This window comes from Bradyrhizobium sp. Ec3.3 (assembly GCF_000472925.1).
Classification (GTDB): Bacteria; Pseudomonadota; Alphaproteobacteria; order Rhizobiales; family Xanthobacteraceae; genus Bradyrhizobium.
Genome location: NZ_AXAS01000031.1, coordinates 38,325 through 60,540, shown reverse-complemented (window position 1 = coordinate 60,540; position 22,216 = coordinate 38,325). Strand labels below are relative to the sequence as shown.

20 protein-coding genes are annotated in these 22,216 nt (G+C 63.8%); 10 read left to right on the top strand and 10 right to left on the bottom strand.

Going from position 1 to position 22,216, the window contains the following annotated elements; translation table 11 throughout:
- Positions 1–12 precede the first annotated feature (12 nt).
- Genes coaE through YUU_RS0126540 form a run of 3 tightly spaced genes read right to left on the bottom strand, consistent with a single transcriptional unit; the run spans position 13 to position 2,090 of the window.
- A complete protein-coding gene (gene coaE, locus YUU_RS0126550) occupies positions 13–612 on the bottom strand; it encodes a dephospho-CoA kinase (protein WP_027525109.1) in 600 nt (199 codons plus the stop codon).
- A gap of 22 nt (positions 613–634) precedes the next feature.
- Positions 635–1,243 (bottom strand): nucleoside triphosphate pyrophosphatase, encoded by a 609-nt coding sequence (locus YUU_RS0126545; protein WP_027525108.1) that lies wholly within the window; start codon positions 1,241–1,243, stop codon positions 635–637.
- A gap of 7 nt (positions 1,244–1,250) precedes the next feature.
- Positions 1,251–2,090, bottom strand: a complete 840-nt coding sequence (locus YUU_RS0126540) for a pyruvate, water dikinase regulatory protein (protein ID WP_027525107.1) — start codon at positions 2,088–2,090, stop codon at positions 1,251–1,253.
- Between the two features lie 447 nt (positions 2,091–2,537).
- Between YUU_RS0126540 and hemJ the strand changes: the two genes are divergently transcribed.
- From hemJ to YUU_RS0126500, 7 genes are all read left to right on the top strand, one after another.
- Positions 2,538–2,993 carry a protoporphyrinogen oxidase HemJ gene (gene hemJ, locus YUU_RS0126530; RefSeq protein ID WP_371260505.1) on the top strand — a complete coding sequence of 152 codons (456 nt, stop codon included), beginning with the start codon at positions 2,538–2,540 and terminating at the stop codon, positions 2,991–2,993.
- Between the two features lie 251 nt (positions 2,994–3,244).
- Positions 3,245–4,510, top strand: a complete 1,266-nt coding sequence (gene rho, locus YUU_RS0126525; RefSeq protein WP_027525104.1) for a transcription termination factor Rho — start codon at positions 3,245–3,247, stop codon at positions 4,508–4,510.
- A 319-nt stretch (positions 4,511–4,829) separates the two neighbouring features.
- Complete coding sequence (gene mnmE, locus YUU_RS0126520; RefSeq protein WP_027525103.1) at positions 4,830–6,230, top strand: tRNA uridine-5-carboxymethylaminomethyl(34) synthesis GTPase MnmE; 1,401 nt, start codon at positions 4,830–4,832, stop codon at positions 6,228–6,230.
- 495 nt (positions 6,231–6,725) lie between these two features.
- Positions 6,726–8,609 (top strand): tRNA uridine-5-carboxymethylaminomethyl(34) synthesis enzyme MnmG, encoded by a 1,884-nt coding sequence (mnmG, locus tag YUU_RS0126515; protein WP_027525102.1) that lies wholly within the window; start codon positions 6,726–6,728, stop codon positions 8,607–8,609.
- A gap of 109 nt (positions 8,610–8,718) precedes the next feature.
- Complete coding sequence (gene rsmG / locus YUU_RS0126510; RefSeq protein WP_245288103.1) at positions 8,719–9,360, top strand: 16S rRNA (guanine(527)-N(7))-methyltransferase RsmG; 642 nt, start codon at positions 8,719–8,721, stop codon at positions 9,358–9,360.
- A 33-nt stretch (positions 9,361–9,393) separates the two neighbouring features.
- Positions 9,394–10,248, top strand: coding sequence for a ParA family protein (locus YUU_RS0126505; RefSeq protein WP_027525100.1), 855 nt, complete (start codon positions 9,394–9,396; stop codon positions 10,246–10,248).
- 151 nt (positions 10,249–10,399) lie between these two features.
- On the top strand, positions 10,400–11,284 hold the full coding sequence (locus YUU_RS0126500; protein ID WP_027525099.1) for a ParB/RepB/Spo0J family partition protein: 885 nt from the start codon (positions 10,400–10,402) through the stop codon (positions 11,282–11,284).
- Between the two features lie 249 nt (positions 11,285–11,533).
- Here YUU_RS0126500 and holA read toward each other — a convergent pair whose 3' ends face one another.
- The 4 genes from holA to YUU_RS0126480 form a co-directional block, all read right to left on the bottom strand.
- Positions 11,534–12,562, bottom strand: coding sequence for a DNA polymerase III subunit delta (gene holA, locus YUU_RS0126495; RefSeq protein WP_027525098.1), 1,029 nt, complete (start codon positions 12,560–12,562; stop codon positions 11,534–11,536).
- Between the two features lie 5 nt (positions 12,563–12,567).
- Positions 12,568–13,119 carry an LPS assembly lipoprotein LptE gene (lptE, locus tag YUU_RS0126490; RefSeq protein WP_027525097.1) on the bottom strand — a complete coding sequence of 184 codons (552 nt, stop codon included), beginning with the start codon at positions 13,117–13,119 and terminating at the stop codon, positions 12,568–12,570.
- Positions 13,106–15,730 carry a leucine--tRNA ligase gene (gene leuS, locus YUU_RS0126485; protein ID WP_027525096.1) on the bottom strand — a complete coding sequence of 875 codons (2,625 nt, stop codon included), beginning with the start codon at positions 15,728–15,730 and terminating at the stop codon, positions 13,106–13,108. The genes lptE and leuS overlap by 14 nt, the downstream gene beginning before the upstream one ends.
- 115 nt (positions 15,731–15,845) lie before the next feature.
- Positions 15,846–17,543: a diguanylate cyclase domain-containing protein gene (locus tag YUU_RS0126480; protein WP_027525095.1), complete on the bottom strand. Its 1,698-nt coding sequence runs from the start codon at positions 17,541–17,543 to the stop codon at positions 15,846–15,848.
- Between the two features lie 107 nt (positions 17,544–17,650).
- Here YUU_RS0126480 and YUU_RS0126475 point away from each other — a divergent pair, with 107 nt between their 5' ends.
- Positions 17,651–18,340, top strand: coding sequence for a YggS family pyridoxal phosphate-dependent enzyme (locus YUU_RS0126475; protein WP_027525094.1), 690 nt, complete (start codon positions 17,651–17,653; stop codon positions 18,338–18,340).
- 159 nt (positions 18,341–18,499) lie between these two features.
- Here the strand turns inward: YUU_RS0126475 and YUU_RS0126470 are convergent, their stop codons facing one another.
- Positions 18,500–19,285 (bottom strand): 2-keto-4-pentenoate hydratase, encoded by a 786-nt coding sequence (locus YUU_RS0126470; RefSeq protein ID WP_027525093.1) that lies wholly within the window; start codon positions 19,283–19,285, stop codon positions 18,500–18,502.
- Positions 19,286–19,291: 6 nt separating this feature from the next.
- Complete coding sequence (locus YUU_RS0126465; RefSeq protein ID WP_027525092.1) at positions 19,292–19,852, bottom strand: L,D-transpeptidase; 561 nt, start codon at positions 19,850–19,852, stop codon at positions 19,292–19,294.
- 201 nt (positions 19,853–20,053) lie between these two features.
- Between YUU_RS0126465 and YUU_RS0126460 the strand changes: the two genes are divergently transcribed.
- Together YUU_RS0126460 and YUU_RS0126455 are read left to right on the top strand one after the other, a co-directional pair.
- On the top strand, positions 20,054–20,740 hold the full coding sequence (locus YUU_RS0126460) for a response regulator transcription factor (protein WP_027525091.1): 687 nt from the start codon (positions 20,054–20,056) through the stop codon (positions 20,738–20,740).
- A 58-nt stretch (positions 20,741–20,798) separates the two neighbouring features.
- On the top strand, positions 20,799–21,242 hold the full coding sequence (locus tag YUU_RS0126455) for a cyclic nucleotide-binding domain-containing protein (RefSeq protein ID WP_027525090.1): 444 nt from the start codon (positions 20,799–20,801) through the stop codon (positions 21,240–21,242).
- Positions 21,243–21,368: 126 nt separating this feature from the next.
- Here YUU_RS0126455 and YUU_RS0126450 read toward each other — a convergent pair whose 3' ends face one another.
- A complete protein-coding gene (locus YUU_RS0126450) occupies positions 21,369–22,184 on the bottom strand; it encodes an exodeoxyribonuclease III (RefSeq protein ID WP_027525089.1) in 816 nt (271 codons plus the stop codon).
- Positions 22,185–22,216 lie beyond the last annotated feature (32 nt).

Below are 22,216 nucleotides of genomic sequence, written 5' to 3'. Positions count from 1 at the left end.
CAGATGAGCGAATCAGCTTCGCCGCTGCGGCATCTTAACGACCTCGGCCAGGATGTGCTTGATCTGTGCACGCACGGGATCGAGCCCGTGCGAGGTATCCACCACGAAATCGGCCCGCTTGCGCTTCTCGGCATCGGGCGTCTGCTTGGCGATGATGGCGTCGAGTTTTTCGGCATCCATGGTGCCGCGCGCCAGCACGCGCTCGCGCTGAAGTTCTGGTGAGGTCGTGACCACGACGACCGCATCGACGCGCTTCTCGCCGCCGGTCTCAAACAGCAGCGGGATGTCCAGCACGACGACGGGCGCCTTCCTGGCCTCGGCATCCGCGAAAAACCGCGCGCGCGAGGCGCCGAGCATCGGATGGACGATCTGCTCGAGCTGCTTCATCGCCGCGGCATCGCCGACCACCCGCGCCGACAGCTTTGCACGGTCGACCTTGCCGTTCCCTGTGGTGCCGGGAAAGGCAGCTTCGATCGCGGGAGCCGCCTCGCCCTCATAGAGTTGATGGACGGCGGCATCGGCGTCGTAGACGGGGACACCAGCCTCCGCGAACAGATTCGCGGTGGTGGATTTGCCCATCCCGATCGAGCCGGTCAGTCCGAGGATCAGCATCAGGTCGCAGCCATTTGTCGGTTCAGTCAGCAACTAGACGCTCGTGCCGCAGGAACGCAAGCAGCGGCAACAGCGGCAGGCCGAGGATGGTGAAATGATCGCCCTCGATTTTCTCGAACAGATGAACTCCGAGGCTTTCGAGCTGATAGGCGCCGACGCTGGTAGTGACATTATCGCCGGCGGCATCGAGATAGGCGGAGAGCTCAACCTCAGTCATTTGTCGCATGGTCATGCGAGCGACCGAAACATCCTCAAACAGGACAGCGGTGTCGCGCGCCACGGCGACCGCGGAGTGCAGCTCATGCGCGCGGCCGGCGAGATCGCGCAGTTGCGCCATTGCCTGAGCCCGGCCGGACGGCTTTGTGAACAGGTGCTCGCCAAGCGCCAAGGTCTGATCGGCACCGATGACGTAACAGCCGGGACATTGAGCAGATACTGCCTTCGCCTTTTCGCGCGCCAGAAGCAGCGCGATCTCGCGCGGGCTGGACAGCTCCGAGGCTTCCTGCACGCCGCGCTCATCAATATCGGCAGGTCTCGCTTCGAACGCGAGGCCGGCATTGGCCAGCAACATTTTTCGCGCCTGGCTTTGCGAGGCCAGGATCAGTGGAGCTTTGCCGCGCCAGAGGGACATAGACGGCCTAGTCCGAGGGACGGTTGCGTTGCCGGTCGGTATAGAGCTTCATGATCGCCGCCGCCGTTTCCTCGATCGAGCGGCGCGTCACCTCGAGCAACGGCCAATTGTGCTTGGCGCTGAGCTTGCGGGCGAAGGCGACTTCATCCGCCACAGCCTGCTTGTCGATATAGGTGTCGCTGCTGGTATCGGCGCCCATCGTCAAAAGCCGGTTCTGACGGACCTGGATCAGCCGCTCCGGCGTCGCATGCAGGCTCACCACCAGCGGCCGGGTCAGGGTCTCCAATTGCGAGGGCACCGGAATGCCCGGCACCAGCGGCACGTTGGCGGTGCGGATGCCGCGATTGGCGAGATAGATCGAGGTCGGCGTCTTCGACGTCCGCGACACGCCGACGAGGACGACGTCGGCTTCTTCCAGGCCATCAACGTGCTGACCATCGTCATGCATCATCGTGTAGTTCAGGGCGTCGATGCGCTTGAAATATTCCGCATTGAGCACGTGCTGGGCGCCGACACGGCCCGTCGTTGCCGCGCCGAGATAGGCCTCGAACAATTGCATCACCGGGCCGATGATCGACAGGCTCGGAACATTGATTTGCTTGCACTTGTCCTCGAGCCGGGAGACCAGATCCTTCTCCAGCAGCGTGAACAGCACGATCCCCGGCGCCTCCTCGATCTCGTCGAGCACGCGATCGAGCTGCTTCTGGCTGCGCACCAGCGGATAGACGTGCTCGACCGGCGTGACGTTGGCGTATTGCGCGGCGACCGCGCGCGCCACGGTGATCAGGGTCTCACCGGTGGAGTCGGAAACCAGATGGAGATGGAAATAATTGTTGGAGGTCGGCACGAAATCTCTTTGAGGGCTTGGGATGAAGGCTGAGTGGTTTGTGAATTTCTGTGGAGCTTAACCCCTCGGAAAGGGTTGTGCGACAGGACGGGCGGGATAACGGCCAAGTTTCTTCACACCACTGCCCGGAAGGACAAGTCCGGAGGACAGGCGAAGGGGAAGCGGGACAGCACCGGCAAGCCGCTTCATAAGCTACCGATAATTTCTCACAAGTCTTTGAAGATGGATGAATTATCCGCGTTCGCCGGGATCGCGCGGGATATGTTGATGGATGTGTACAAGCGCCCGCAATGCGCCTGATAGCATTGCGTGAGTCCAATCCACCGTCATTCAGACTCAAACCTTAAGAATCTAAGATTCTAGATTTGAGAAGGGCACTACGGACGGATATGTGTGCGCCGAGAGAACTTAACGAGTTCTTACTATCCCCAGCGATCGGAACGCTGGATGCAAATTCGGACGTTGGAAATGCTCGACGAGCTCTACCCCTGGATCAAGGCGCTGCATGTGATCGCCGTCATCTCCTGGATGGCGGGCATGCTCTATCTGCCGCGGCTGTTCGTTTATCACTGCGAGGCCGAGATCGGCTCAAAGCAGTCGGAAACCTTCAAGGTGATGGAACGCCGGCTTCTCAAGGCGATCATCAACCCCGCGATGATCGTGACCTGGCTCGCCGGGCTCTATCTCGCGTGGTCCGGCCATTGGTTCACCTCGCCCTGGTTGCATGTAAAACTGGCACTGGTGCTGGTGTTGTCCGCGGTCCACGGCTTTTTTTCCCGCTGGTGTAAGGATTTCGCTGCCGACCGGCGTCCACGAACCCAGAAATTCTATCGTATTATCAATGAGGTGCCGACGGTCCTGATGATCTTCATCGTGATCATGGTGATCGTGAAGCCGTTCTAGGCAAAGTTCGAGGGGCAGCGCTCAGCGCTTCGGCTTGCGGAGGGCCAAGCGATTTTCTATATTGTCCCTATCCCCACCCAACGCAGGCGGATGTGGTTGTGTCCGAGCTTCTTCGAAAGCCGGGCGCCGCATCAGGTTTGAAGCCTCACCGGCACTCACCTTGCTAGACCTGCGGACCTTACCTGCTCGCGTCCGCATTTTCGAAGCCTCCTCGCACCCCCCTTCCAAGGTTACCCCACAGGACCACCCCAATGCGGGAAATCAAACTCCAAGACCTCAAGTCCAAGACCCCGGCCGAACTGGTCTCGTTCGCGGAAGAGAATGGGGTCGAGAATGCCAGCACCATGCGCAAGCAGGAGCTGTTGTTCGCCATCCTCAAGCAGCTTTCGCTCGCTGAGACCGACATCGTCGGCGAGGGCGTCGTCGAGGTGCTCTCCGACGGCTTCGGCTTCCTGCGTTCGCCGGACGCCAATTATCTGCCGGGACCGGACGACATCTACGTCTCGCCGTCGCAGATCCGCCGCTTCGGCCTGCGGACCGGTGACACCATCGAGGGCCATATTCGCAGCCCGAAGGAGGGCGAGCGCTATTTCGCGCTGCTCAAGGTCAACACGCTGAATTTCGAGGACCCGGAAAAGGCCAAGCACAAGGTCAATTTCGACAACCTCACGCCGCTGTTTCCGAATCAGCGTTTCCGCATGGAAATCGACGATCCGACGCGAAAGGATCTCTCCGCGCGCGTGATCGACATCGTCGCTCCCATCGGCAAGGGCCAGCGCGCCTTGATCGTTGCGCCGCCGCGCACCGGTAAGACCGTGCTGATGCAGAACATCGCGCACTCGATCACCGCGAATCACCCGGATTGCTATCTGATCGTGCTTCTGATCGACGAACGTCCGGAAGAAGTCACGGACATGCAGCGCTCGGTGAAGGGCGAGGTCGTCTCGTCAACCTTCGACGAGCCGGCGGTGCGTCACGTCCAGGTCGCCGAGATGGTGATCGAAAAGGCCAAGCGCCTGGTCGAGCATGGCCGCGACGTCGTGATCCTGCTCGACTCGATCACGCGCCTGGGTCGCGCCTACAATACGGTGGTGCCGTCATCCGGCAAGGTGCTGACCGGCGGCGTCGACGCCAACGCGCTGCAGCGCCCCAAGCGTTTCTTCGGTGCCGCGCGCAACATCGAGGAGGGCGGCTCGCTGACGATCATTGCGACCGCGCTGGTCGATACCGGCAGCCGCATGGACGAAGTCATCTTCGAAGAGTTCAAGGGCACAGGTAACTCGGAGCTGATCCTCGACCGCAAGGTCTCGGACAAGCGCACTTTCCCGGCGATCGACATCTCGCGCTCGGGCACCCGCAAGGAGGAGCTCATCACCGATCCGCAGGTGCTCAAGAAGATGTACGTGCTCCGCCGCATCCTCAACCCGATGGGCACGATGGACGCGATCGACTTCCTGCTCGACAAGCTGCGCTCGACCAAGAGCAATGCCGAGTTCTTCGATTCGATGAACACCTGAGCCGGGTTACAGCAATTTTCGCGAGGGGCGCCGGTGGGCGCCCTTTTGCGTTTTTGCTGCAGCGTTGCTGCGCGACCGTGCAGCAAAATGTGAATCTGGCTCACTGAGTTAATATTTTTATAATTAATTGATATTGCTATATAATTTTATTCTTGCCATTGGCTCTGGGTCTGCTGGAACCAAAAACATGCAGCAAAATGCTGCGCTTCATATTGCGCCGCAGCACGCAGCACTTGCTCCGCCAGGAATGCCCGGCAAGCTCGCGAACAGACCCAAAAAACGAGAATTGCGTTTTGACGGGCGCGCGGACAAATAGGTCATGCATCCGCGGGACCAGACCATTTTCGCGCTGTCGTCAGGGCGGCCACCAAGCGCCATCGCGATCGTTCGCGTCTCGGGCGCAGAGTCCAGCCAGGTCCTGACGAGGCTAGCTGGGACGTTGCCGAAGCCGCGGCTCGCACATCGGGTGCTGCTGCGCGATGCGACCGGCCAGGCGATCGATGATGCCGTGGTGCTCTGGTTTCCGGGGCCTGCGAGCGCGACCGGCGAGGACGTCGCCGAATTCCACGTTCACGGCGGCCGGGCGGTGCTGGCAGCGCTGTTCGCAGCGATTTCTGATAATCAGAATGTGCGCGCGGCCGATCCAGGCGAGTTCACCCGCCGTGCCTTCGAGAACGGCAAGCTCGATCTTACCGAGGCCGAGGGCCTCGACGATCTCATCCACGCCGACACCGACCGGCAGCGCCGCCAGGCGCTGCGCCAATTGCAGGGATTGCTTGGTGAACGCGCGCGCGACTGGCGCGGGCGAATCATCGAGTCGTCCGCGCTGATCGAGGCCGGCATCGACTTCTCCGATGAAGGGGACGTATCGGCGGAATTGCTGGCGCCGGCGCGCGTGAAGATCAAGGCACTGCATGACGAAATCGCAAAAGTGCTTGCAGCGCAGGGCCAGGCTGAACGTCTGCGCGATGGCCTCGTGGTCGCGATCGCCGGGCCGCCGAACGTCGGAAAGTCGACGCTGATCAATCAGCTGGCGCGGCGCGAGGTCGCGATCGTCTCGCCGCACGCCGGCACGACGCGCGACGTGATCGAGGTGCAACTCGACCTCGACGGCTATCCCGTGACTGTGATCGACACCGCCGGCATTCGCGAGACCGACGATCCCGTCGAGCAGGAAGGCGTGCGTCGCGCCCGCGCACGGGCGGCGGACGCCGATCTTGTGCTGTGGCTGGCTGATGCCGATCGAAGCGAGGAGGGCCGGCCGGCCGGGACCGCGCCGGTCTGGACGGTGCGCAACAAGATCGACCTTGGCCAAGAGAGCTTGCAAGAGAGCTTGCGGGAGACTTTGCAGGAGATCTCGCATGCGGCCTTGAGGCCGAAGGCGAACAAGGCTATTGGGCCTGACCCGCGCGCCACGATGTTTGCGATCTCGGCGCGGCGCGGCGAGGGACTGCCCGAGCTGATCGCGGCATTGGTGGAGTTCGCTGCCGAGTTCTTCGGAACGAGCGAGGGCGCGCTGGTCACCCGCGCCCGGCAGCGCGATCTGTTGAGCCAGGCCGCCGAATCATTGGAGCGGAGCCTCGGTCTTCTCAGTGAAGGCGAGGAGCTCGCCGCGGAGGAGCTTCGCGCCGCCGCTTACGCACTCGGCCGATTGCTGGGCCGGGTCGACGTCGAAGACGTCCTCGGCGCCATCTTCCAGAAATTCTGTATCGGAAAGTAGCGCTAGTTCTTCATTGTAGAACTATCGCTTGTTCCCACTCCTTGTGTTTCACGTGAAACACGAGCGACCGTGATTGGCGTAGCCCGGATTTCGCGGGTCCCTGGGGGCGATCTGACATCGTCGCGCGGAGGGATGGCGGCTGAGCTTGGACGCGGGCCTCAATTTCGTCATTGCGAGGAGCCCTTGCGACGAAGTAATCCAGGCTTTCGCCGCGTAGATAGTCTGGATTGCTTGGCTCCACTCGCAATGACTATAGTGTCGTGGCGCTGCCGATCGAATTGTCTGGTGGGTGGGGCGCTATGACTTCCTCGTGACACCTTTCCTGCCGCACGCCCCAACTTGTTTCACGTGAAACAGCGCGAGCGCTAGTCCTTCTACTTTGCATGGGGTTGTTTTCGCGAAACCGCTTTGCCCCAGCGACCCTGTTTCACGTGAAACAGCCACTCACCCAGTTTCCACTTCCGGCTTCTTCCTCCCTGAGCTAGAAGTCCGGCCATGCGGACAGAGCCAGAGAGTTTCGACGTCATCGTCATTGGCGGCGGCCATGCCGGCTGTGAGGCCGCGGCTGCTTCTGCCCGGATGGGTGCGGCGACTGCTCTGGTGACGCATCGGTTTTCGACCATCGGCGCGATGTCCTGCAATCCCGCCATTGGCGGACTCGGCAAGGGCCATCTGGTCCGCGAAGTCGACGCGCTCGATGGTCTGATGGGCCGGGTGGCGGACGCCGGGGGCATCCAGTTCAGGATGCTCAATCGTCGCAAGGGTCCGGCCGTCCGCGGTCCCAGGACCCAGGCCGACCGCAAGCTCTATGCGGCGGCGATGCAGGCCGCGATCCGACAGACCGATGGTCTCAGCGTGATCGAAGGCGAGGCGGACGAGCTGATCGTCTCGGATGGTCGCGTCACAGGGCTCCGTCTGGCCGATGGCCGGACGATCCGGGCAGGGGCCATCGTGGTCACCACCGGCACCTTTTTGCGCGGCCTGATCCATCTGGGTGAGAAGAACTGGCCAGCCGGCCGCGTCGGCGAGGCGCCGGCGATGGGTCTGTCTAAGTCCTTTGAGCAGGCCGGCTTCACACTGGGCCGGCTCAAGACCGGCACGCCGCCACGCCTCGATGGCACGACGATCGACTGGTCCGCCGTGGAGATGCAGCCCGGCGACGATCCGCCGGAGCCGTTCTCGGTCATGACGGAGCGGATCACGACCCCGCAGATCCAGTGCGGCATCACCCGCACCACGGCTGCGACCCATGAGGTGATCCGGGCCAACGTCCACCGCTCGCCGATGTACTCCGGCCAGATCAAGAGCACCGGGCCGCGCTATTGCCCGTCGATCGAAGACAAGATCGTCCGCTTTGGCGATCGGGACGGCCACCAGATCTTCCTGGAGCCGGAAGGGCTCGACGATCCGACCGTCTACCCCAACGGCATCTCGACCTCGCTGCCGGAGGAAGTCCAGCTCGCGATCCTCGCCAGCATCCCGGGTCTCGAGCGGGTAAAGATGGTCCGGCCGGGCTACGCCATCGAATACGACCATATCGATCCGCGGGAGCTCGATCCGACCCTCCAGACCAGGCGGGTGCGGGGGCTGTTCCTGGCCGGACAGATCAACGGCACCACGGGATACGAGGAAGCTGCGGCCCAAGGCATTGTCGCCGGTCTGAACGCGGCATTGGCCGCGAGCGGGGCCGCTTTGACGGTGTTCGACCGCGCCGACGGCTATCTCGGGGTGATGATCGACGATCTCGTCACCCGGGGCATCTCCGAGCCCTACCGGATGTTCACCTCACGCGCCGAGTACCGGCTGACCCTGCGGGCGGACAATGCCGACCAGCGCCTGACCGAGAAGGGCATTGACCTCGGATGCGTCGGCAGCGCCCGGACCAAGCACCATCGCGCCAAGATGGCGGCTCTCGGGGCGGCCAAGACGCTGTCAAAATCCCTGACGCTGACGCCGAACGAAGCGGCTAAGCACGGTCTGTCCTTGAATAGGGACGGCCAGCGCCGGTCGGCCTTTGAGCTATTGGCCTATCCGGACGTCGGCTGGAGCCAGGTCCGCGCGATCTGGCCGGAGCTGTCGGCCATTGACCCCGTGATCGCGACCCACCTCGAGATCGACGCCAAGTACGATGTCTATCTCGAACGCCAGAGCGCCGACGTCGAGGCCTTCCGCCGGGACGAGGGCTTGGTGCTGGCCGATGTCGACTACCAGCTCGTGCCCGGGCTCTCCAACGAGGTGCGAGCCAAGCTGGAGAAGGCGCGGCCGTTCACGGTCGGGCAAGCGGGCCGGATCGACGGCATGACGCCGGCCGCCCTGGGCATCCTGGCGGCCTATCTGCGCCGCGAGGCACGCCGCAAGACCTCCAAGGCGACTGCTTAGGGCGTTTCACGTGAAACAGCGCGGACCGGCCAGGGGCAAATCCTCATCACGGCAATCTGACGCGGGCGAGGGGGTCCGGAAGCCGGCGCCATCGCAAGGCGAGCAGGCGTTGGACTCGGCTCTGGCGGCGGACAAGGCCGCAGCCCTCAAGCTCGCCCCCGTTTCACGTGAAACGGAGGCGCGTCTTGATCGCTACGTCGCTCTGCTTCGGGAATGGCAGGCCAAGACCAATCTGGTCGCGCCCTCGACGCTGCCGCATCTTTGGACCCGCCACATCGCTGATTCGCTCCAGCTCGTCTCGCTCGCGCCATCAGCGAAGCACTGGGCTGATCTCGGCAGCGGCGGCGGCTTCCCAGGTGTGGTCCTGGCCTGCGTGATGGCGGAGGTGCCGGGCGCGAGCGTCCACCTCGTTGAACGTATCGCCAAGAAGGCCGCGTTCCTGCGCGAGGCCATCCGCGTCACGGGTTCGCCGGGGGTCGTACATCTCGCCGAGATCGGGGATAATGTGGATAGAATCACCGGCCCGGTCAATTGCGTCACCGCGCGCGCGCTGGCTCCGCTACATCAACTCATCGGCTTTGCGGAGCCTTTGGTTCGCAGCGGTGCAAAAGCGTTGTTTCCCAAGGGTCAAGATGTAGAGGCTGAATTGACCGAAGCCGCTAAATATTGGACTATTCAGCCCAAGCTCCATCAAAGCCGGACGGGCGACGGTTGGATCGTGGAGCTGGACACTATCCAGCGGCGTGGGTGAGGCCCGGAAACCGGGGTCGAGTGGGGAAGTGGCATGACCGTGATTGACGAACCTCAGCAGGAGCATACCGAGACGGTGCCGCAGGGCCATCCGCGGATCCTGGCGCTCGCGAATCAGAAGGGCGGCGTGGGAAAAACAACCACGGCGATTAATCTCGGCACGGCACTCGCAGCGATTGGTGAGCGCGTCCTGATCGTCGATCTGGATCCGCAAGGCAACGCTTCGACCGGTCTCGGCATCGATCGCCGCAATCGCTCCTGCTCGATCTACGACGTACTCGTTGGCGAAGCGGCCTTGCGCGAAGCGGTGGTCGCGACCGCGGTGCCCCGGCTGGCCATCGCGCCCTCGACCATGGACCTCTCCGGCCTCGAGCTCGAGCTCGGCACCACGCCCGGCCGCGCCTTCCGCCTGCGCGATGCGATCTCTTCGCTCAACAACAACGTCTCGCCGGATGCCGACTACACCTATGTGCTGATCGATTGCCCGCCCTCGCTCAACCTGCTCACGGTCAACGCGATGGCGGCCTCCGATGCGATCCTGGTGCCGCTGCAATGTGAGTTCTTCGCGCTCGAAGGTCTGTCGCAACTTTTGCAGACGGTCGAGCAGGTGCGCTCGACGCTCAATCCCAATCTATCGATCCACGGCATCGTGCTGACCATGTTCGACTCGCGCAACAATTTGTCGAACCAGGTCGTCGCCGACGTCCGCCAGTTCATGGGCGAGAAGGTCTACAAGACCATGATCCCGCGCAACGTGCGCATCTCCGAGGCGCCGTCCTACGGCAAGCCGGTGCTGGTCTACGATCTCAAATGCGTCGGCAGCGAAGCGTACTTGCGGCTCGCCACGGAAGTGATCCAGCGCGAGCGTGAGCTGCGCACCACGCATTGAAGCGACGTTGATCCGTAGGATGGGTAGAGCGCAGCGAAACCCATCATCACCATTGTCGCCCGCGAGATGGGTTTCGCTTCGCTCTACCCATCCTACAAGTTTTTGAAATTCAGTTCTGGAGTGCTGCCAAGTGAATCCAAGGGAGCTGGCGATGGCCGACGAAGCGCGTTCGCGACTGGGCCGGGGTCTTGCGAGTCTGATCGGTGACGTCGGCGGCGAGGCTGCGCATGTCGAGCGGCCGCGCGCGCAGCGCAAGGTGCCGATCGAATTCTTGAAGGCCAATCCGCGCAACCCGCGCCGCACCTTCTCGGAGACCGAGCTCAAGGAGCTCAGCGACTCCATCAAGCAGCATGGCGTGATCCAGCCGATCGTGGTGCGACCGGTGAAGGGCTCGCAGGACCGCTACGAGATCATCGCCGGCGAGCGGCGCTGGCGTGCCTCGCAGCTCGCAGGCCTGCATGAGGTGCCGATCGTCCCGGTCGACATCAGCGACAGCGACGCGCTGGAATTCGCGATCATCGAGAACGTGCAGCGCGAAGACCTCAACCCGATGGAAGAGGCACAGGGCTATCACGCGCTCGCCAATGAGTTCAAACGCAGCCAGGACGACATCGCGAAAGTCGTCGGCAAGAGCCGCAGCCACGTCGCCAACATGATGCGGCTGACGAAGCTGCCGGCGGAGGTGCAGGCCTTCATCGCGACCGGGCAGTTGACCGCCGGCCACGCCCGCGCGCTGATCGGCGTGCCCGATCCGCTCGCCGCCGCCAGGCGCATCGTCGAGGAAGGCCTCAACGTGCGCCAGGCCGAAGCGCTGGCGCACGAGGAGGGCGTGCCGGAGCGCAAGCCGCAAAAGGCGCGCGCCGGGGCCAAGGAGAAGGATCCCGATACGGTTGATCTGGAGAAGCGCGTCAGCGACGCGCTCGGTCTCAAGGTCACCGTCAACCACCGCGATCCCGGCGGCTCCGTGCAGATCAACTACCGCAACCTCGAGCAGCTCGACGAGGTGATGAAGCGGCTGGCGAAGGGCGCGCTCTAAGCCACGATCGTCGTTCCGGGGCGCCCGCAGGGCGAACCCGGAATCCAGAGATTGTGGCGCGAGATTCTCAGGCGCGCAATTGCGCGCCGTAGTTCACGCTTCGCGTGCCCCGGAATGACATCGAGCATTTGGCGCGCATCTGCCTCCACATCGTCATTGCGAGCGCAGCGAAGCAATGCAGAATCTTTCCGCGGAGGGACTCTGGATTGCTTCGCTGCGCTCGCAATGACTCGTAGATAGAGTAGAGCCTCAGCCCCGCCGCTTCGCGTTCGCGGCGATCGCCATCAGCGTGCGCTGGGCGATCGCGGCGGCGAGGGATGGTTGCTTGCGGGTGTCGAGCGCGGCGGTTGCGAGCTGCTCGATGACGCCGGCGAGCCGCGCCACGCTGAAATTACGCAGCGCGGTTTCGACTGCGGGCTTTCGTGAAAAATGCAGCCGCGGAAACCCGCCTTCGAGCACGGCGGAGATCGGCGTGCCCTCGGCGACGGTGAGCGCCGACTTGTGCAGCCACGCCGCCTGGCGCTGCGCGGCCGAGATGATCATGCCGGGATAGGTGCCGGCGATCATCGCCTTGGCGAACTCGCTTTCGACGATGTCGGGGCGTCCGGCGAAGGCGCCGTCGACGATCGGATCGAGCTTCAGCTCGGACGCGTCGGCGACGACAGCCATCACGGCGTCGAGCGTGATCTCGCCCTTGCCGTGAGCATAGAGCGTCAGCTTGCGCAGCTCGTTGCGCGAGGCCTGGCGATCGCCGCCGAGGAACGACATCAACGCGGCGCGCGCGTCCTGCGCGATACGCAAGTTGGCGATGCGGAGTTCGTCCTCCATCAGCTTGGCAAGATCGCGCTCGGTGTCGGGATAGCAGCCGATCGCGACCGCCGTCTTGGCGCGCTCGCAGGCCTTGCGCAGCGGCGATTCCGGGCGCAGCTCGCCAGCCTCGATCACGATGCGGCAGTCCTTCACACTCATCTCGGCCAGCGTGTCGACGCCGCTGGCAAAGCTGCGTGAGCCGGCGCGCACGCGGATGGCGCGGCGGCCGCCGAACAGCGGCACGGTCATGGCTTCGTCGACGAGGCGCGAGGGCTCAGCCGAGAGCTCATCACCGTCGAGCTTGACCATCGAGAAGGGGTCGTTGGGATCATCGACCGCGGATGCGATCAGCGCGTCGGCGCGCTCTCGCACGAGGCCAGCATCGGGGCCATAGAGCAGGATGATCGGGCGGCCCGAATCGGGCCGGGCCAGGAAAGCGTCGATCTCTTTTCCGCGCAGCGCGACCAAGAACGTCAGGTGCCGGCGGTAAAGAACGCGGCGAGGCGGGTCGAGATGTTCTCGGCGACCTCGTTGGCGGCACGGTCTTCCGCATCACGAACGGCGCGCTGACGGGCGAAGCGCTGGTAGGAGCCCGGAATGTCGTAGGACACTCGCGAGAACGTGGTACCGGTCATTACCGATTTATCAGTCGCGTTGTCGATCAGATTATACTGAACGTCGATGCCGTAATTCTCGCTGGTCGGCAGTCCTGTCGCAGCGCTGACGATCAGCGAAGACCGGCTGGTCGAGAATCGCAGCACCAGGCGATGGGTCGGCGGTGCGCCCGTAGCTGTGCCATAAAGCTTGAAGGCGAGGGCGTTGCGAATCTCCACCCCGACCCTGGCCTCGCGCGAGGCGTTGGGTTTGTCGACGGGGGGGAGTTCCACCCCCATCAGCTTGTCGCGCAATCCCGGAGTACCGTCGGTATGCTCGGCATACATCGGCTGGAAGCAGCCGGCCGTGAGCGCCGCGAGGGCGGCGACCGCGACGAGGCGGGCTGCGATGCGGATCCTAGCCGACAACATTCACGATCCTCTTGGGGACGATGATCACCTTGCGGACGGGCTTGCCGTCCAGGGCCAATTTTACCGCATCGAGCGCCAAAACGGCAGCCTCGATTTCCGGATTCTGGGCCACTGTTGCAACCGTGACCTCACCCCGCTTCTTGCCGTTGACCTGGACCACCAGGGTCACGGCGTCTTCAACCAGCAAATCGCGTTCGATTTGGGGCCATGAGGCCTCCGAAACAAAGCCGGTCTGGCCCAGCACCTGCCAGCACTCCTCGGCCAGGTGCGGCATCATCGGGGAGAACAGCTGGACCAGGATGGTCCCGGCCTCCCGAATCGCCCAGCCGAGGTCGTCCGCCGGCTGGCCGGGGCGCTGGAGCACCTCGGACAGGCTATTGGCGAATTCGCGGATATGGGCGAGGCAAACGTTGAAGTGCAGCCGCTCGATTCCGACCGTGACCTTGTCCAGCGCGCCATGGGCGGCCTTGCGCAGGCCCAGCGCATCGGCGCCAAAGCTCGCCGGCCGGGCCGCCGGCGCGCCCTTGGAGGCTTCGGCGGATTCATTCACCAGCCGCCACAGCCGCTGCACGAAGCGCGAGGCGCCCTGGACGCGCTCGTCGCTCCAGATCACATCGCGGTCGGGCGGGGAGTCCGACAGCATGAACCAGCGCGCGACGTCGGCGCCGTAGGTCTCGATGATGTCGTCGGGGTCGACCGTGTTCTTCTTCGACTTCGACATCTTCTCGATCGCGCCGATCTGGATGTCTTCGCCGGTCGCAAGCAGCGTGGCGCGGCGGCCGTTGCCACCTGTCTCGACCTTCACCTCGACCGGCTGCACATAGGTGCCGTCGGCCTTCTGGTAGGTCTCGTGCACCACCATGCCCTGGGTGAACATGCCGGCGAACGGCTCGTCCAGCGCGATATGCCCAGTCGCCTTCATCGCGCGGGTAAAGAAGCGGCTGTAGAGCAGATGCAGGATCGCGTGCTCGACGCCGCCGATATACTGGTCGACGGGCAGCATCCGGTTGGCGACCGCAGGCGTCGTCGGTGAGGCCTCGTTCCAGGGATCGGTGAAGCGCGCAAAGTACCAGGACGAATCCACGAAGGTGTCCATGGTGTCGGTTTCGCGGCTAGCGTGGCCGCCGCATTTGGGGCAGGTGACGTGCTTCCAGGTCGGATGATGATCGAGCGCGTTGCCCGGCCTGTCGAAGGTCGCATCATCAGGCAGCTTCACCGGCAGGTCTGAATCCGGCACCGGCACGACGTCGCATTTGGGGCAGTGGATGACGGGAATCGGGCAGCCCCAATAGCGCTGGCGCGAAATGCCCCAGTCGCGCAGGCGGAAATTCACCTGCCGCTCGCCGACGGGCGCGTTGCCGCGCATCTCGTTTTCCAGGCGCTTTGCGATCTCTTCCTTCGCCGCGTCGATGGTCATGCCATCGAGAAAGCGTGAATTGATCATCCGGCCGTCACCGTCATAGGCGGTGTCCGTGATGACGAACGTCTTCGGATCCTGGCCTTCGGGGCACACCACCGGCGTGACACCGAGATTGTACTTGTTGACGAAGTCGAGGTCGCGCTGGTCGTGGCCCGGGCAGCCGAAGATCGCGCCGGTGCCGTATTCCATCAGCACGAAGTTCGCGACATAGACCGGCAGCTTCCAGCTGGGATCGAACGGGTGGACCGCGCGGATGCCGGTGTCAAAGCCCTGCTTCTCGGCGGTGTCGATGATTTCCTGCGCGGTGCCGATCTTCTTGATCTCGGCGACGAACTCCGCAAGCTTCGGGTTCTTGGCGGCGGCCGCGATCGCCAGCGGATGATCGGCCGAGATCGCCATGAACTTTGCGCCGAACAGCGTGTCCGGGCGCGTGGTGAAGATCTTCAGCTCGCTCTCACCGGCAGGCGTCGTCGCCTGATCCAGCGCGAAACGGATCAAGAGGCCCTCCGAGCGGCCGATCCAGTTGCGCTGCATCAGCCGCACCTTGTCCGGCCAGCGGTCGAGCGTATCCAGTGCTGAGAGCAGCTCCTGCGAGTACTTCGTGATCTTGAAGACCCACTGGTTCATCTCGCGCTGTTCGACGACGGCGCCCGAACGCCAGCCACGGCCGTCGATCACCTGCTCGTTGGCGAGCACGGTCATGTCGACGGGGTCCCAGTTCACCTTGCGCTTCTCGCGCTCGGCGAGGCCTTCGCGCAGGAAGTCCAGGAACATCTTCTGCTGGTGCTTGTAGTAGGAGGGATCGCAGGTCGCGATCTCGCGGCTCCAGTCCAGCGACAGCCCGATCGAGCGAAGCTGCTTCTTCATCGCGGCGATGTTGTCGTAGGTCCAGGCTTTCGGCGCGACCTTGCGCTCGATCGCGGCGTTCTCGGCCGGCAGGCCGAAGGCGTCCCAGCCCATCGGGTGCAGCACGTTGAAACCCTTGGCGCGCATGAAGCGGGCCAGCACGTCGCCGAGCGTATAGTTCCGGACATGGCCGATATGGATGCGCCCGGACGGGTAGGGGAACATCTCGAGCACATAGTATTTCGGCCGCGAATCGTCGTTTCGGGAGACGAAGATCGCCTTTTCGTCCCAGGCGGCTTGCCAGCGCGGTTCGGAATCGCGGGCGTTGTAGCGTTCGGAGGTCATGGAATCGTTGCGGTTTTCTAGGGTTCGGGCCGTCCTAAAGACGGCGGACTAGGCCACAAAAACCGCTGTGGGGTCAACGTCTAAGGCCTTCAAAACGGCCTGAGCAGGGGCTGTTTCAGCCCGCCATCGCGATCTCCGCGGCGCCTTCGCTGTCCTGCACCAAGCCGTGCTCGACGACGGTGTTGCGGCCGCGATGTTTGGCGGCGTAGAGCGCGGCATCGGCCGCTTCGATCAGATCGCCCGGACGCAAGGCCTCGCTGGGCCGCGCCGCGGCGACGCCGATCGAGACGGTGACGATCATGTGGCTCGAGGTGATGTGCGGCAGGCACAGCCGCAGCACCGCGGCACGCACGGTCTCGCCGATCTCGATGGCGCGGGCCAGATCAGTGTTCGGCAGCAGGAGACAAAACTCCTCGCCGCCATAGCGCGCGGCAAAACCCATGGTGTCGGCCGCGATCCCCGACAGCGTCTCGCCGAGCCTGGTCAGGCAGGAATCGCCCTCGAGATGGCCATAGGTGTCGTTGAAGAGCTTGAAATGGTCGACGTCGATCATCAGCAGCGACAGGTCGTTGTCGTACTGCTGCGCGCGCATCCATTCGAAATCGAGGCGGCTCTGGAAGCCGCGGCGGTTGGCAAGGCCCGACAGCATGTCGATCGAGGCCATGACAGTAAGTCGGTCGTTGCTCGCGATCAGCTCGCGCTCGCGCTGGCCGAGTTGGGCTGCCATTGCGTTGAAGGCGCGGGCGAGCGGCACGAACTCGGCGGGCAGGCGGTTGCGCGCGGCGCGGGCCGACAGGTCGCCCTCGCCAAAACGCTTGGCCATGTCGGCCAGCATCTCGATCGGCTTGATCACCAGCTTCTCGGCCGCGATCAGCGCGCCGAGCAGGACGAACACGACGACGAAGGCGAGCTGCAGATAGGCGGTGCGGATGTCGCGGTTGACCGCGGCGGAAACCTTGTCCTCGTCGATGCTGGCGATCAGGCGCGCATTGGTGCCGGCGATGCGGATGTAGCTGACCGCGCGGCGCGAGCCGTCGACCGCGATGAAGGACAGCGATCCCTCGTCCTGGTCCGAGCGCAGCGCCATGTCGGCAATTGCCGACATCAGCGGCAGATTGTCGAGCGGACGACCGACCGAGCTGGACTGATCGGCGGGCGCGGCCAGCACCGTGCCGGCGCTGTCGACGAGCACGGCCGAAATGCCGGAGCGGCCACCCAAATTGTTCATGATCTTCGACATCCAGTCGAGGTTCACGGTCGCCAGCACGACGGCGTCGGAGGTGCCCGAGAGCGCGGAGACCGGATAGACCGCCATCACGGTCGGCGTCTGCGAGGGTTTTGACAGCAGGAAATCGGATAGCACGAAGCGGCCGGTCTCCTGCGCCTGCTGGAAATAGGGCCGGTCACTCAAGTCGAGGCCGACATACATGTTGTTGGTCGAGCACTGGATGCGTCCGTCCTGGCCGGCGATCAGCAGCGTGCGGATCCAGGGCAGGCTGGCCGGCAGGCTCGCGCGCAGCACGTCGCAGCTCTTGCTGACGCCGCCGGCGGAAGCGCGGATGAAGGCCTCGGATTTCAGAATCGTCTCGACCGAGGAAATCACTTCGCGCTGCGCGTCCGCGCTGTGCCTCGCGACGGTGGTGAACTCGGTCGTCGCCTGCGCGATCTGTTTTGCGCGCGCGTCCTCGAGTGAACGGATGCGCTCCAGCATCAAGGGTGCCACCAGAATCACCGCGAGCAAGGCGAACCGCGCCCGGATTCCGAGAACCTGCTTGAGTTTCGCGCGTTTGCGGTTGAGACTGATGTTGGCCATTTGTGCTACCCACCCCGCGCGCAACCTAGTTCCAAGGGTTCAAGAAGCCTTTCTTGAACTCGGTAAAATTGGAACTACCTCCGTTAGACACGGTCTCGAGCGACGTCATGACAGAAGCCAACGCCTTGCCGCTAACCGGGCATTCACCAAATGCGTTCGCCGCCGTGGAGCAGGAGATCGCGCGCGCCTGCAAGGACGCGCAGCGCGAGCGCGCCGCGGTGACGCTGATCGCGGTGTCGAAGACGTTTGCTGCGGATGCAATTACACCGGTCATCGCGGCCGGACAGCGCGTATTCGGCGAGAATCGCGTGCAGGAAGCCAAGGCGAAGTGGCCGGCGTTAATTTCGAGTTACTCGGATATCGCACTGCATCTGATCGGGCCACTGCAGTCGAACAAGGCGAAAGAGGCGGTCGCGCTGTTCGACGCCATTCATTCGGTCGACCGTCCGAGCATTTGCCAAGCGTTAGCCAAGGAAATCGAATCCCAGAACAGGCACCCGCAGCTCTTCGTCCAGATCAACACCGGCGAGGAGCCGCAGAAGGCCGGCGTCGCGCCCGGCGAGGCCGACGCCTTCATCGCAAGCTGCCGCGACACCTATCGGCTCAACATATCCGGCCTGATGTGCATCCCGCCGGCGAACGAGCCGCCGGCCGCGCATTTCGCCCTCACCGCCAAGATCGCCGCGCGCAACGGATTGAAGAATCTGTCGATGGGCATGAGCGCCGATTTCGCCACCGCCATCATGCTAGGTGCCACGCATGTCCGCGTGGGGTCGGCGATCTTCGGTCATCGGTAGTAGCCGTGGGCGTATTTGATTTTGGTCGTCCTGGCGAAAGCCAGGACCCATTACCCCGATAGCAAGTTTGGCGAAGACTCTGGCAACGACCGTCCTGCCCCTTGCAGAGATCACGCGGTATGGGTCCTGGCTTTCGCCAGGACGACGATGGGGTGGCGCTTACGCGAACCTCACCGACACCTTCCCCAGCACAGCGAAATCTGCGGCGAGGTGATCGCCAGCTTGAATCGGCAGCGGTGGATGGCAGGTGCCCGTCGTCACCACCTCCCCTGCCCTGAGGGTGATCCCGAGCGCGCGCAGCTCATTCGCAAGCCAGGCGAGCGCGACACGGGGATCGCCGAGCACGTTCTTGCCGTGGCCGACATAGCGCTGGCCACGCAGCGTGATCTCCGGCCGCTGCTCCACGAGATCCATCGCGCGCCAGTTTGCCGTCGCCGGCGGCCCGAGCACGAACAGATGCGCGCAGGCATTGTCGGCGATGAGCTGCGCCTCGCCGGCGCTGACGAAATCAGAAAAGCGCGAGTCCGGAATTTCGATCGCGGGATGCAGCGTGTCGACCGCCGCAAGCACCTCATCGACGCCATAACTTGAAGATCGCGGCGGCAGATCGCGCGCCATGCGAAAGGCGAATTCCGGCTCGCCCACCCGCATCTCGTTGCCCCTCATCGAGGCCGTGCCACCATCGGCGATGACGGTGTCGCTCAGGATGCGCCCGGCCATCGGTCCCCTGACGTTGATGTGCTTCTGCCCGGCCTCGCTGGTCGCCGCGATCTTCCAGCCGAACAGCTTGCCGCTTGAAGAGGATTCAAGCGCGGCCTGGATGGCGTAGCCCTCGCCGCGCGTCTGCGGCCGCAAGGAGCTCTCGAGCACGTCAACCTTGGTGCCGGCGCGCCAATGACCCGCGAGCATATGCGAGGCAGCCCTGATCTGGTTCTCGTCGAGCATGGTCCCTCACCCGATGATGATCCTGGTCTTTGGTCCCAGGCGCCGCAACAATTGCAGCATCGCCGCTTGCGTCATCGACACGCAGCCGGCCGTCGGCCCGAAATTGTCGCGCGCCAGATGCAAAAACACCGCGCTGCCGCGTCCGGGAATGCGCGGCCGCGTGTTGTGATCGATCTCGACGATGAAGTCGTAGAGCCGGTCGGCGCGCGTCAGCCGGTCGCCGCCCTGCCCCACCCCGCGCCGGATCGGCCGGTTGTAATGGCGGTCGCCTGGATCTTCGCACCAGGCGTCGTCAGGCTGAATGGCGCGGACCGGCAGAAAGGTCCGTGGCCGCCTGTGGCGGTCGCCCCGCCACCAGAGCTGCCGCGGCCGAAAGCTGCCCTTCGGCGTGCCGCCGTCACCCTCGCGCTTGTTGGCGCGGATGCCGCCGCGGCCGAGCGCCACGAGAATCGTCAGGGGTCCGGCGGTCAGCCAGCCCCGCCGCGGATTACCAGCCGACGCCCTCACCCGGATCGTGGAAAGCGGTCTGTTCTTGGCGTAAGCTATTGAGATATCTTGATGTTTCATGTGAATGCGCGGTGTCGGCTTCATTACAGGACATTCATCGAAAAGCCCTGCTATTCTGCGTTAGAGTAGTTCTGGCTTGAGAATCGGTAACAGCCCACTACTTCAACACGAACAACAATAATAACGGCGACCTCTAACTTACCAATCGCAGCTCTCACGCGGCATGCGCGCGTCGGAGTTCGACTCCAAAAGGATGACCCCATGGCCAATGCCCGCAAGATCCTGATCGTGGATGACGATTCCGATCTGCGCGATACGTTGGTGGAGCAATTATCGCTGCACGAAGAGTTCGAGGCCTCCGCCGTCGATACCGGCGCGAAGGGCGCGAGCGCCGCAAAGGCCAATTCCCCCGATCTCGTGCTGATGGATGTCGGCCTGCCCGACACCGACGGCCGCGAGGTGGTGCGCAGCCTGCGCAAGGGCGGCTTCAAGGCGCCGATCATCATGCTGACCGGACACGACACGGATTCCGACACGATTTTGGGCCTGGAATCCGGCGCCAACGACTATGTGGCAAAGCCCTTCCGCTTCGCGGTGCTGCTGGCGCGCATCCGCGCCCAGCTTCGTCAGCACGAAGCGAGCGAAGACGCGGTGTTCTCGGTCGGGCCCTACAGCTTCCGCCCGGGCTCCAAGATGCTGACCGCCGCCAACGCCCGCAAGGTGCGGCTGACTGAGAAGGAAACCGCGATCCTGCGTTTCCTCTACCGGGCCGGCCAGATGCCGGTCTCGCGCGAGACGCTGCTCCAGGAGGTCTGGGGCTATAATTCCGGCGTCACCACCCACACGCTGGAAACCCACATCTACCGTCTGCGCCAGAAGATCGAGAAGGATGCCGCCAACCCGGAAATCCTGGTCACGGAAGCCGGTGGCTACAAGCTGGTGCCGTGATACGCTCGAACGTCCCGCGAATCGTTTGAAATCGCGGGCCTTTGAGCCACGGACCTGAATGTCAATCGACGACGACGTAGCGCTGCTCGAGCGTGTCCCGACACTGCGCCTGTTGGGAGACGCCTCGCTGCGCATGTTGGCGATCGGCTCCGAGCAGCGCGATTTCGTGCGCGGCGATGTCCTCTTCAATCAGGGCGAAGACGCGGACGCCGGCTTCGTGGTTCAGCGCGGCGCCTTTCGCGTCGAGGACGGCGCCGGTGCCGAGATGATCGCCGGCCCCGGTACCCTGATCGGCGAGCTTGCGCTGGTGGTGCCGATGAAGCGTCCCTCGAGCGCGATCGCGCTGGAGCATTCCTCCGTCATCCGCGTCGCCCGCAGCCTGTTCCAGCGCGTGCTGGAGAGCGATCCGGCCGCCGCCCTCCGCCTGCGCGACGAGTTCGCGATAAGGTCGAGCCAGATCGCGAGCGATATTTTGATGGCGGGCTCGAAGCTGAATAACTGACTCGGTCGTCCTGGCGAAAGCCAGGACCCATTACCCCGAATGCTTGTGGCTTGGTGCGGTTGCCGACGTCCTGGTGCAACAACGAAGACTGGTGGTAATGGGCCCTGGCTTTCGCCAGGGCGACGATTAGACCTCCAGCGTCACCGTCACCGGCACGTGGTCCGACGGCCGCTCCCAGCTCCGCGCATCGCGAAGAATGCTGAAGTCGCTGACCGCGTCCTTGAGCGCGCGCGAGACCCAGATGTGGTCGAGCCTGCGGCCGCGGTCGCCGACGGTCCAGTCGGCGGCGCGGTAGCTCCACCACGTATAAACCTTCTCCGACAGCGGAATGCGCTCGCGCGCGACGTCGACCCATTCGCCGGCGGAGAGCGCTGCCAGCAGCTTCTCGGTTTCGATCGGCGTGTGCGAGACCACCTTCAGCAGCTGCTTGTGCGACCAGACGTCGTTCTCGTGCGGTGCGACGTTGAGATCGCCGACCAGGATGTGGCGATCCTCCCCGCGCGGATGCAGCGGGTCGCACGCCTTCATCTCGTCGAGGAAGCGAAGCTTGTGGTCGAACTTCTCGTTCAGCGCGGGATCGGGAATGTCGCCGCCGGCGGGAACGTAGAAATTGTGCAGCACCAGCGGCTTTGCGATCTGCGCCTTCTCGCCGAACGACACCGAGATGTGCCGTGAATCGATCTTGTCGCAGAAGGTGCGGATATCGGTTGCCTCGAACGGAATTTTCGAGACGATGGCGACGCCGTGATAGCCCTTCTGCCCGTTCAGCGCGACGTGCTCATAGCCGAGCCGCTTGAAGCGCTTCAGCGGAAAGGCATCGTCGATGCACTTGGTCTCCTGGAGGCACAGCACGTCCGGCCGCGCGCTCTTGAGGAATTTGGCGACGAGATCGATGCGCAGCCGCACCGAATTGATGTTCCAGGTTGTCAGGGAAAGACGCATGGGGGATGCGTCATAGCATGGATTGATGCGGT